An 11,876-nucleotide genomic window follows, 5' to 3' on the forward strand; every position below is an offset into this window, starting at 1 on the left:
GGGCTATGCGCCATACTAAATGTTTATAATTCAGCTTGTCACGATGCGGCTGGAATGAAGGAGAACAAAATGTCTGCAAAAAAAGGCGTTTCCGGCGCGATCCTTGCTGTAGCAATCACCGGTATTCTGGGTGGCTGCCATGATCAACATGAAGAAAATGCCAACCGTGCTGTGCGGCCGTTGCGGATGCCTAATCCGGCCGCAGTCTATTGTATTAAAAAAGGTGGCACGCTGAGCACCGAAAGCACAGACAAGGGGCAGATCAGCTACTGCCATCTGCCAGACGGTAGCGTGATGGAAGAATGGGAACTGTTCCGTAGGGATAATCCGATGCCCAAAAAGTAATGTGATCGATCGAACATGAATTTTGGCCTGATGCAGGGCGTTTTAACCCGTGAGGGGGCTTTGCATCGGGCATTTTGAGCGTTTTAGGCGGTAGGGTGGATCGATTTTAGGATTTTAGGGCGCCAGAATGAGCATGCGAAAGGACGTGGCGCTGATGTGATTGATGGATCGGGATATTTTTCAAACGGCCATAAATTGCATAAGATATATTATGCCAACAAAATTGACTATAAAACATGAATGTATGAGGGATCGTGTATATAACTATTCATTATGATGGTTAATTGAGGAATGCGACCCTTGCAGCGTTGAACTTTGGGTTGTGAGTTCCTTATTATATCTGTATCACGTCGTTAATTACATTTTCTGTCATACGGGTTTGTGTGTAGTGACTGCTCTTTCTGATGATACAGTAACCATAGCAAAGCAGCTTGTGCCCATGCAGGAGAGCCCCGTTCTTCTGCTGCGCAAGGCAAGTGAGCTTTTGGGTGATCGGTTGGCTGTCCTCTCCTCTTTTGGGGCGGAATCTGCATTGCTTCTGGCAATGGTGGCAGAGGCTGATCCGGCCATGAAAGTGCTGTTTCTGAATACCGGGAAACACTTTCCACAAACCCTTGAATATCGGCGGAATTTGGCGGATTTTCTGCATCTTTCCAACGTTCAGGACATTGCGCCACAACCCCAGCAGGTGGAAAATCGAGACCCTACGGGAGAATTGTGGGCGTTTGATCCCGATGCCTGCTGCGCCTTGCGTAAGGTAGAGCCCCTAAAAGTGGCTTCTCTGCCCTATGAGGCACTGGTTACCGGGCGTAAACGTGGGCAGGCTGCTACAAGATCTACGCTGGAAATTGTGGAATTACGAGAAGATGGGCAACTGCGGCTGAACCCTCTTGCATTTTGGAGTGCGGAAGACATCACGCAGGAAATGCAGCGCCGGGAGCTGCCTTCTCACCCGTTGGTGGCTGAAGGCTATCTTTCCATCGGCTGCGCCCCATGCACGCAACCAGTCAATGGTGATCAGGATGCGCGGGCCGGGCGTTGGGCCGGGTTGAACAAAACCGAATGCGGTATCCACATTAAACACTAACGGGTTCTGGCTGATTTTACCCTCAGCCACATTGTGTCATACACAGGGTTACGGAAACGGAAACATGGATCATCTTGATCAACTCGAAGCTCAGAGCGTTTTTATTCTGAGAGAAGCCTACAGAAAGCTCAAACCTCTGGCCATGCTGTGGTCTTTGGGTAAAGATTCCAATGTTATGGTCTGGCTGGCCAAAAAGGCGTTTCTGGGCCGGGTTCCCTTCCCTGTCATGCATGTTGATACCGGCAAGAAGTTCCCGGAAATGTACAAATTTCGGGATGAATACGCCAAAAAGTGGGATCTCAATCTGCTGTTGGGTGAGTGCCCGCCGGTAGAGGATATGGATCCCTCCCTTCCGCCTGCCGCCCGTTCTGCTGCGCGTAAAACAGCAGGCCTTGCCGCTATGATTGAAAAGCATAAGCTACAGGGTGTTATTGCCGGTATCCGCCGTGATGAGCAGGGAACACGCGCCAAGGAACGTGTTTTCAGCCCCCGTGGTGCCAGCCATAAGTGGGATATCCGCAATCAGCCGCCCGAATTCTGGGATCAGTACGCAACCCCACACGAAGAAGGCATGCATATTCGTGTGCATCCGCTGCTGGCTTGGCGTGAAATTGATATCTGGCGTTATATTGAGCGTGAAGGCATTCCGCTGGTTGATCTGTATTTCTCCAAAAATGGCAAGCGCTATCGTTCCTTGGGTGATTCAGACATCACCTTCCCGGTAGAAAGCAATGCTTCCACCTTGGCGGAAGTGATTGAAGAGCTGGAAACAACCAAAACATCTGAACGCGCAGGCCGCGCAATGGATCATGAATCCGAAGATGCTTTTGAACGCCTGCGTGTGGCGGGTTACCTCTGATTACGGCGTGGACTGGAAATAAAATATCATGAGCGAAAAAATTTATTCATCTCAGGATGCCGCCACGCCAATCGTGATTGTGGGGCATGTTGACCACGGCAAATCCACCCTTATCGGGCGCTTGCTGCACGATACGGACAGCCTTCAGGATGGCAAGGTTGCCCAGATTATTGAATCATCCAAAAAGCGCGGCCTGAAGATTGAGTGGAGCTTCCTGCTGGACTCCCTTCAGATTGAACGCGATCAGGGCGTAACTGTTGATTCCACCCGTATTCCGTTCCGCTTGGGGCAGCGCGAATTTGTGATTGTGGATGCACCAGGACACCGCCAGTTCCTACGCAACATGATTACAGGTGCCGCCGATGCAGAAGCCGCAGTACTGGTGGTGGATGCACAGGAAGGTGCGCGTGAACAGACACGCCGCCACGCCATGCTGCTGCACCTTATCGGTATTCGCCACGTTATTGTGCTGCTGAACAAAGTGGATCTGCTTGATTTCGATCAGGCTAAGGTTGAGGCCGTCGAAAAATCCGTAACGGAACTGCTGAACAAGTTGGGGCTGGAAGCGGCCCTGTTCGTTCCGGCTTCTGCGCGTGATGGTGATAACATTGCCAGCCGCTCAGAGCGCTCTCCGTGGTATAAAGGCCCCACGCTAACAGAAGCTCTGGCCAGCGTGCCCTCTCCCGCTTCCCGCTCCGAGCTGGCGCTTCGTCTGCCCGTGCAGGACGTGTACCGTTTTGATAACACCCGTTATGTGGCAGGCCGTGTTGAGCGTGGCCGGGTGCGCGTGGGCGATACCGTTATTATCGGCACACAGAAAACCCCTGCCCGCATTGCATCGATTGAAAGCTGGCATACAGCGCCGCATGTTTCTGCTTCTGCTGGGCAGTCCATCGCAGTCACGCTGGAACCAGACGTGATTCCTGATCGTGGAGATCTGCTGCATCATGCGGATGCACGTCCAATGGAAGCTTCCCGCGTGCGGGTGCGTCTGTTCTGGTTGCGTCAGGAGCCGCTGCGTGTGGGTGAGCATTTCCGCCTGCGTTTGGCTACGGCAGAACACGCCGTTACCGTTACCGCCATTGATAAAGTGGTGGATCTGGATGATCTGACAGAACACCCCGGCACGGAAGTTCCGCCCGAAGGCTTTGCGGAAATTGTGTTGTCTGCGGCAGAAAACATTCAGTTTGACCCGTTCACACCCGGCACAACGGATGGCCGTGGTGTGTTGGTTGACCGCCAGCAGCGTATTGTGGGGGGGGCACCCATTATTGGCCCGGCCAATATTGCAGATGGTGAAAAGGTTATTCATCCAAGCGCCAGCACCGTTACCGTGCAGGATCGTGAACGCGCTAAAGGCCATAAAGGCTCTGTGTTCTGGCTGACTGGTCTGTCTGGCTCTGGCAAAAGCACGCTGGCCCGTGCGGCAGAAACCCGTCTGTTTGCAGATGGTGTGGATGTAACAGTGCTGGATGGTGATACACTGCGCGCTGGTCTGTGCAAGGATTTGGGCTTCTCTGAAGCAGACCGAACCGAAAACGTACGCCGTGCTGCGGAAGTGGCTCGCCTGCTGCGTGATGCCGGTCAGGTTGTTATCGTGGCCTTGATCTCTCCTCTGCGTTCCGATCGTGATCTGGCCCGGCAGATTATTGGTGATGGGTTTGAGGAAGTGTTTGTAGATGCTGATCTGGGCACCTGTGAACAGCGTGACCCCAAGGGGCTGTATGCCGCAGCACGTGCAGGAAAAATCAGTGGCTTTACGGGCATTGATGCCCCGTATGAAGCCCCTGCCAAGCCTGCCCTGCACCTGATAACAGGTAAGGATAGTGTAGAGGCTGCCACAAAAACGCTGGTGACTTTTGTGGAAGACGCCGTGCGTAACAAAGCGGGTGCGCGTGCGCAGTCCTGATTGCGCTCTGGCTTGATAAGGCGGGTGTAAAATACCCGCCTTATTTTCCCTTGCAGGTGGTTGTTAAAAGCATATGTGTATTTTGAGGTGCCGGGGATGCTTCAAGATACGTTATTAATTCGTGGTATATTGATATTCTCGCATCTGTTGTGTAATTCTCAACCTGCACACGGGGGCAGAAAGGGATTAAGCGTTGGATCGGAGAAATAATCGGCGGGATGAACAAGGGCTGAGCGTTGTAACAGCCAACCGTCTGCTTGATGGGCGCATTGTGTGGTTGGATGCGCAAGGAGAATGGCAGCTTTTTATCCAGCATGCGCACCCTTTCCCCAATGCGGAAATGGAACAGATTCTGGCCCGCCAGAACGCAAAAGCGGCTGCGGATGAAGTGGTTGGGGTGTATGGTGTGCAGGTTGCGCAAACATCGTCTGGCCTGCTGCCCATAACCACGCGGGAGCGTATTCGTGCCCTTGGGCCAAGCGTTCATGCCGAGTTCACACCTGCATGGCAGGCTGCGCAACACGCCAGCGCCTGATACCAGCAGAGCAAGACGGACACAGTTAAAGCCATGTCTTATTCCACCCAGCCTGCCCTTTCGGTTGGCCGTTACGCGTATGATGATGTTGATCGTACGTTTCTTAAGCAGCGTGTTGAGCAGTTTCGGGATCAGGTTCAACGCCGTATCGCTGGTGAGCTGACCGAAGAAGAGTTCAAACCCCTGCGGTTGATGAACGGCCTGTACCTTCAGTTGCATGCTTATATGCTGCGTGTGGCCATTCCGTATGGCACGCTCAGTTCTTCCCAGATGCGCGCTTTGGCACATATCGCCAGAACGTATGACCGGGATTACGGGCACTTTACAACGCGACAGAATATCCAGTTCAACTGGATCAAGCTGGAAGATACGCCAGATATTCTGAACGTGCTGGCCGATGCAGAAATGCACGCCATTCAAACAAGTGGTAACTGCATTCGTAACGTTACATCAGACCAGTTTGCTGGTGCTGCGGCGGATGAGGTTCTGGACCCGCGCGTGCATGCTGAAATCCTGCGCCAGTGGTCCACCCTGCACCCGGAATTTACGTTTTTGCCACGTAAGTTCAAGATTGCCATTTCTGGCAGCAAGCAAGATCGTGTTGCCGCGCGCTTTCATGATATCGGCCTGCTGGCCCGCAAGGGTGAAAATGGCCGTGCCGTGTTTGAGGTGTATGTTGGTGGTGGCTTGGGCCGTACCCCTATTGTGGGTGTAAAGCTACGAGATGACCTGCCAGAAGAAGATCTGATTGCCTATCTGGAAGCTGTGCTGCGTGTTTATAATGAATACGGGCGGCGCGATAACATGTACAAAGCCCGTATTAAAATACTGGTGCAGGCTTTGGGCGCAGAAGCTTTTCTGGCTAAGGTGAACGCAGAATTTGCAGCTATGGATCGGGCGCGCTATCGCCTGCCACCAGAAATTGTTGCAGCCATTCAGGCTCGCTTTGGCACGCCGGAGTTTCAGTCAGAAAACGGCGCGGCTGATGCGCTGGCTGCTCAACAAAAAGCAGATGCGGCATTTGATACATGGGTACGCACCAACACGCATGCCCACAAACAACCGGGCTATGCATGCGTTACTATATCCTGCAAGCCGGTTGGCGGTATTCCGGGGGATGTTACATCCGCCCAGATGGATCTGCTTGCTGATCTGGCAGATAAATACAGCTTTGGCGAACTGCGCATTACGCATTTGCAAAACGTGGTGTTGGGGCATGTGCGGCAGGATGCGCTGCATGAGCTGTGGCAGATTCTTAAAGCAAATGGGCTAGGCACGGCCAATATCGAGATGGTGACAGACATTATTGCCTGCCCCGGTCTGGATTATTGCGCGCTGGCTAATGCCCGTTCCATTCCCATTGCGCAAAAGCTGAGCGAACGCTTTGGCGATGCCACACTCCAGCAGGAAATTGGTAGCCTACGGCTGAATATCTCTGGCTGCATCAATGCTTGTGGGCATCATCATGCAGGCCATATTGGTATTCTGGGTGTTGATAAACGGGGTGAGGAAGCGTTCCAGATCACTCTGGGCGGCAGCGCGATGGAAGATGCCTCGGTTGGGCAGATTCTGGGGTCTGCACTTTCTGAAGATGAAACGGTTGATGCTGTGGCGCGCATCATAGATACATATCTGGCCCAGCGTGATGCCGGAGAACGGTTTATTGATACGTGCCGCCGCCTTGGCACAGCCCCCTTCAAGGATGCAGCTTATGCCCCTGTTTGAAAACGGCCAGATTATTGAAGACACATGGCTGATTGCACAGGATGGTCAGCCTTTGCCGGAAGGTGATGTGCTGGTGCCGTTGGCGCGTTTGGCTGAAGGGCTGGGCCGTAATGGCAATGGACGTTTGGGCGTTTTGCTCAAACAGGATGAGCAGGTGGAAAACCTTAAAACTGCCCTGCCCCGGCTTGATGTTGTGTGCCTCACATTCCCCATTTTCCGGGATGGTCGGGCATTTACGCAGGCACGTACCCTGCGTGAACACCTGCACTATGCTGGCAAAATCCGTGTAACTGGGCATTTCCTGCCGGATCAATACGAGTTTTTGCTGCGTTGCGGGGTTGATCAGGTGGTTATTCCTGAAGGCAGCAAACTTGATGTGTGGGAAAAAGCACATCATCGCTTTACCATCGCCTATCAGCCTTCTGTGTTGACCGAAAAGCCGGAAGGTTTTGCGTTCAGGAGATTTCTCTCCTAATCAGGCTGCGTGATTATGCTGCGCACCCTGAAAACAGACTGTAAAATATTGGCCCGCAAGGCTGGCGTATGGAGTTTACGCCAGTACTTGGGATTTGCACTTAAAACCACGCGCTGGACGTTTCGGGTAAACGAACAGGCGTGGCCGCTGTTAACCAGCCAGAATGGGCAAACAGCAGTCGTAGCTTTCTGGCACGAAATACTGCCCCTTACGCCAGCTTTATGGTGGTGGGCCGAGCCTCAGAACCCTCATATCCGCCTGCGTGTGCTGATAAGCCGCAACCGTGATGGCCGCATGATTGCAGATGTGGTGGCTCCGTGGCGTATTTGGTCCATTGCCGGATCATCAGATTCCAAAGGAAAAAACAAAGGTGGTGCTGCGGCGCTTAGGCGGATGCGTGCAAGCTTGCGCAATGCCACCCTTGTTGCCATCACGCCGGATGGGCCGCGTGGCCCACGCAGGCAGGCACAGCAAGGTACACTGGCTCTTGCCAAGCTGGCGGGTAAACCCATTGTGCTGGTGGGCGCAACATGCACCGGCATACGGCTGAAAACATGGGATCGGATGATTTTTCCGCTGCCTTTTGGTCATGGCACTATGGCATGTGCTCCACCCATAGATATGCGGCGGCATAATCAGGAAGAAAGCAGCAGCAGCGAAACTTTTACCCAACAGTTGGAACACGCGCTGGATAATATGATGCACCTAGCGCAACAGCCTTCCAACATGTCTTCTCCCGCAGGTTATTCGCAAGAAAAAGTAGCCCTTAGCCCACTTTCTCTTATGCCTTCGCGCGTGTGGCAGGTGGCAGCCTCTGTTCTTTCTCCCGCTTTGCCCTTTTTCCTGAGATGGCGGCAAACCAAAGGAAAAGAAATTCCAGCCCGTGTGCGGGAAAAAATGGGTTTTCCTTCACTGCCTCGGTGCAGCGGAAATCTGGTTTGGTTCCATGCCGCCAGTGTGGGAGAAACCGTTTCCATCCTGCCGCTTGTTGCCGCGTGCTTGGCGCAAAAAGCTGATCTTCAGGTATTGGTCACAACAGGCACGGTAACGGCTGCACGTTTATTGGCACAGCGCGTTGTAAATCCGCGCGTTGTACACCAGTTTATGCCCTTGGATGTGCCGCGTTGGGGCAGACGCTTTTTAGATTACTGGCAGCCAAAAGCCGCTGTTTTTACAGAAAGCGAATTGTGGCCCAACATGCTGGGGCTATGCCATACGCGTAATGTTCCTGTCATGCTGGTTAATGGCCGCATGTCTGCATCTTCCTTTAAAGGATGGCAGCGTATGGGGGGAGTGGCACGGCGCATGTTGGAGCGTTTTGCATGGGTTTCTGCCCGTTCTGATGAAGATGCACAGCGGCTGCAACAACTTGGTGCCTCCAAGCTGCTTGAAACGGGAGACCTAAAAATAGCCGCCCCACCCTTGCCGGTAAATGAAGCCGAACTGGCAGGCCTGAAAGAACGTTTGGCAGGACGCAGAATTTTGGCTGCGGTTTCCACGCATCCGGGTGAAGAGCAGCAGATTGCGCAGGCAGCCAAGCTTATCCGGCGTGATTACCCGGATGTGTTGGTGCTGGTTATTCCACGCCACCCAGAGCGTGGGGCAGACTTAAGCGTAATGCTGGGGTATGTGCCACGCCGTGGGGCTGGCCAGATTCCGACTGAAGATGATCTGCTTTGGGTGTGCGATACGTTGGGTGAGTTAGGGCTGTTTTTTCGTTTGGCACCCTGTGTGTTTATTGGCAACAGCCTGCCCGGCGTGCTGGGCGGCGGCGGCGGGCATAATCCGTTTGAGCCTGCTCGGCTGGGGTGTGCCATTGCATCTGGCCCATTGGTGCAGAACTTTACAGATGCCTTCCAGCACATGGCGGCAGGCGTTACGATTGTCAGCAACGCGCAGGAGCTGGCGGTATGGGCGCGGGACATGTTCGCAAACCCTTCCAAGCGCCAACAACTGGGCGAGAATGTGCAGCACATTGCGACAGCCAACGCAGATCTGCCGGAACGTCTGGCCAAGCATATTCTAGCACAAATATGGTAAAGCTGCGCGCTCCCGCGTTTTGGAGCCAGCCTTCTGCAACAATAAGGCCGCTCCTGTTATCTCCATTTGCGGGCATTGTAGCGGCAATAACGGCACGCAAGCAGCACCAGCAGGGCTGGACAGCTCCGGTACCCGTGCTGTGCTGCGGAAATATTTCTGTAGGTGGCGCAGGCAAAACCACAGTTGTATTGGATTTAGCTGCCCGCCTGCTCCGTCGTGGTAAAAAGCCCCACATTCTCACGCGAGGATATGGCGGACGCCTACGCACAACAACACAAGTAAACCCGGCACAACACACCGCACAGGATGTGGGGGATGAACCCTTGCTGCTGGCACAGCTTTGCCCTGTATGGGTTGGCGCAGATCGTGCGGCTTCTGCCCGTATGGCTGTGGCTCATGGCGCAGATTGCTTGTTGATGGATGATGGGTTTCAAAATCTATCCCTCTACAAAAATCTGTCCTTGCTGGTGGTGGATGGTGGCGTAGGCTTGGGCAATGGTTACGTATTGCCCGCTGGCCCGTTAAGAGAGCAGCCAGCGCAGGCTTTTGGGCGTGCACAGGCCACAGTTTTGATCGGGCCAGATAAAACAGGATTTCTGGCGCGGTTCGGGCACGTGGCACCACATGTTATGCAGGCAGAACTTCAACAGTCCGATACTGTTAGCGCGTTACAAGGGCAACGTTGCGTAGCTTTTGCGGGGCTGGGGCGGCCAGAAAAATTTTTTGAAGGGCTTAAAAACTGCAACATCACATTAGCGCAGACCGTAGCCTTTCCTGATCATTATTTTTATAAACAAAAAGATTTAAAGCGTCTGGCAGATATGGCTGTCTCTCTGCAGGCGTGTTTGGTGACAACACCCAAGGATGCCGTGCGTTTGCCTGAATATTTCCGTCAGAAAGTACTTATCGTAGGGGTGGATCTGGTGTGGCAGAATCCAGCCGCGCCTGAGGCCTTGTTGAACCAGTTTCTGAATGGATCAGCAGGATGAGCAGCAAAGCCCTTACAGCCACTTTGATGCAGGCAGAAGCTCTTTTAGCAAGTGGTCTGCTAAAGTTTCTTACATGGCTAGGCCCTTCTGCCGCTTCCAATGTTGCCGGGCGTGTTTGCCGTTTTATTGGCCCTAAACTGCCGGTTTCTGGGGTGGCATATCGCAATCTGGAACTGGCTATGCCAGAGCTAAACCCACAACAGCGGCGCCAGATTGTGCATGGTGTGTGGGAAAATCTCGGCCGCACGGTTGGAGAGCTGCCTCATATAGCGGCCTTGCAGGAAAACACGCTCTCTGGCCCCGGTTTTGAGGTTAAGGGTGCAGAATATCTGGAAGAACAGGCCCGCAAAGGTGGATCTGTTCTGTTTGTGTCTGGCCATATCGGAAATTGGGAAATGCTGCCCCCCGGTGTTGCACGGCATGGCACACCTTTTGCCTCTTTTTACCGCGCAGCAGGCAACCCGCTAATAGATGGCATGATCCGCCGGTTGCGTGATAAAGCCATGGGCAACACGCCTGTGCCGCTATTTGCCAAAGGTGCCAAAGGCGCGCGGGAGGCGCTTTCCTACGTCTCCAAGGGTGGCAGGCTGGGTATGCTGGTTGACCAGAAAATGAATGATGGCATTGAGGTCTCATTCTTCGGCCACCCCGCAATGACAGCCCCTGCCCTTGCCGCTATGGCGCTACGTTATCGCTGCCCTGTTATTCCCGGCTATGTAGAGCGCCTTGGCCCAGCCCGGTTGCGTATTGTGGTTGAGCCACCGTTGGACCTGCCAGATACGGGAGACCGCAAGCAGGATCTGCACATATTAGCGCAGATGATTAATGATCGCCTTGAAACATGGATAAGGCGCAAGCCAGAAAGCTGGCTGTGGTTACACCGGCGTTGGCCCAAGGAACTTTATAAGCGCAAAGCCTAGTGTTTTGGGCATGTGCATGCAAGGCATAGGCCGAATGCAGGCCTGCGCGCTCGTCTTGCTGCCTGTAAAGGCGTATGATGTGTTCAGCCTTTAATGCCTTATTTTATCAGGAGTTACAGCAATATGTCTTCACCCAGCCCTGCCCTTGCCACACGTTTGGAAGCCGCGCGGGCTGTGGTGCATGATGCTGCACAGATGGCCATGGCTATGCGTCCGCCACCGGGTGGGCCGCAGGCATCGCAAAAATCTGCACAGGACTGGCTGACAGAAACAGACGGTGCAGTAGAAGCCTTTATTGCCAACCGCATGAAAGCGCTTTTCCCCGATGATGGCTTCCAGGGGGAAGAAGGCGGCGTGGCACGCACAGGCAGCCTGCGCTGGGTGGTGGACCCTATTGATGGCACATCCAACTATGCACGCGGTCGCTGTCGGTGGTGTATTTCTCTTGGCTTGCTGGATGGAGATGAACCCGTTGCGGGTGTGATTGATGCCCCCGCTTTGGGCGAAGTTTATACTGCCCTGCGTGGATATGGCGCGTTTTTGAATGGCAAGCGCATTCAGGCTTCTCCGGTAAAGGACCCTGCCAGTTCCATGATTGAAATGGGCTGGAGCAACAGAGTGCCCAAGCCTGTGTTTATGGAAAAAATGGATGCCATTATGGCAATGGGCACCATGCCGCGTTCTGGCGGATGTGGTGCGCTGGCGCTGGCTGACGTGGCAAGCGGGCGGCTGGATGGCTATATTGAAATCGTTATTAACCTGTGGGATGTGGCTGCCGCCCTGCCCTTGCTGGCAGAAGCTGGCGCACGAGTTTCACCTTTTCTGCAGGAAGGCGGGCTGACAGGGCCAGCTACAATTATGGCAGCAAACCCGCATATTGCGCAGGCTCTTTCCGAGGCCGTGTCCATTCCGCTGGCATAAATGAAAAACATGCACGCAGGGCCTTTCTGCGGCCACAAAAGCGTGCTTTCTAGCAGATCATATTTACCGGC

General features: G+C 53.8%; 11 protein-coding genes. All 11 read left to right on the plus strand.

The window, feature by feature from the left end:
• Nucleotides 1-69 precede the first annotated feature (69 nt).
• The 11 genes from DS739_RS06045 (at nt 70) to DS739_RS06095 (ending at nt 11,805) form a co-directional block, all read left to right on the plus strand.
• Nucleotides 70-345 carry a DUF333 domain-containing protein gene (locus tag DS739_RS06045; RefSeq protein ID WP_081461399.1) on the plus strand — a complete coding sequence of 92 codons (276 nt, stop codon included), beginning with the start codon at nt 70-72 and terminating at the stop codon, nt 343-345.
• Nucleotides 346-667: 322 nt separating this feature from the next.
• Nucleotides 668-1,432: a phosphoadenylyl-sulfate reductase gene (locus DS739_RS06050; protein WP_006115233.1), complete on the plus strand. Its 765-nt coding sequence runs from the start codon at nt 668-670 to the stop codon at nt 1,430-1,432.
• Nucleotides 1,433-1,496: 64 nt separating this feature from the next.
• On the plus strand, nt 1,497-2,291 hold the full coding sequence (gene cysD / locus DS739_RS06055) for a sulfate adenylyltransferase subunit CysD (RefSeq protein ID WP_003628792.1): 795 nt from the start codon (nt 1,497-1,499) through the stop codon (nt 2,289-2,291).
• Between the two features lie 28 nt (nt 2,292-2,319).
• Entirely contained in the window at nt 2,320-4,200 is a 1,881-nt protein-coding gene (cysC, locus tag DS739_RS06060; RefSeq protein ID WP_006115235.1) for an adenylyl-sulfate kinase, read from the plus strand.
• A gap of 193 nt (nt 4,201-4,393) precedes the next feature.
• The gene (locus DS739_RS06065) at nt 4,394-4,735 is read left to right on the plus strand and encodes a DUF2849 domain-containing protein (protein ID WP_006115236.1); all 342 of its coding nucleotides are present in this window, start codon (nt 4,394-4,396) and stop codon (nt 4,733-4,735) included.
• A 33-nt stretch (nt 4,736-4,768) separates the two neighbouring features.
• Nucleotides 4,769-6,460, plus strand: a complete 1,692-nt coding sequence (locus DS739_RS06070) for a nitrite/sulfite reductase (protein WP_006115237.1) — start codon at nt 4,769-4,771, stop codon at nt 6,458-6,460.
• Nucleotides 6,447-6,935, plus strand: a complete 489-nt coding sequence (locus DS739_RS06075) for a DUF934 domain-containing protein (RefSeq protein ID WP_035351716.1) — start codon at nt 6,447-6,449, stop codon at nt 6,933-6,935. The genes DS739_RS06070 and DS739_RS06075 overlap by 14 nt, the downstream gene beginning before the upstream one ends.
• Nucleotides 6,936-6,950: 15 nt before the next feature.
• Nucleotides 6,951-8,975 (plus strand): glycosyltransferase N-terminal domain-containing protein, encoded by a 2,025-nt coding sequence (locus tag DS739_RS06080; protein ID WP_170315275.1) that lies wholly within the window; start codon nt 6,951-6,953, stop codon nt 8,973-8,975.
• Nucleotides 8,969-9,964: a tetraacyldisaccharide 4'-kinase gene (gene lpxK / locus DS739_RS06085; RefSeq protein ID WP_006115239.1), complete on the plus strand. Its 996-nt coding sequence runs from the start codon at nt 8,969-8,971 to the stop codon at nt 9,962-9,964. Before DS739_RS06080 ends, lpxK begins: the two co-directional genes overlap by 7 nt.
• Entirely contained in the window at nt 9,961-10,884 is a 924-nt protein-coding gene (locus tag DS739_RS06090; protein WP_006115240.1) for a lysophospholipid acyltransferase family protein, read from the plus strand. Before lpxK ends, DS739_RS06090 begins: the two co-directional genes overlap by 4 nt.
• A 93-nt stretch (nt 10,885-10,977) precedes the next feature.
• Nucleotides 10,978-11,805 carry an inositol monophosphatase family protein gene (locus DS739_RS06095; protein WP_006115241.1) on the plus strand — a complete coding sequence of 276 codons (828 nt, stop codon included), beginning with the start codon at nt 10,978-10,980 and terminating at the stop codon, nt 11,803-11,805.
• Nucleotides 11,806-11,876 lie beyond the last annotated feature (71 nt).

This window comes from Acetobacter sp. JWB, from assembly GCF_003323795.1.
In the GTDB taxonomy this organism is placed as follows: domain Bacteria; phylum Pseudomonadota; class Alphaproteobacteria; order Acetobacterales; family Acetobacteraceae; genus Acetobacter; species Acetobacter oryzifermentans.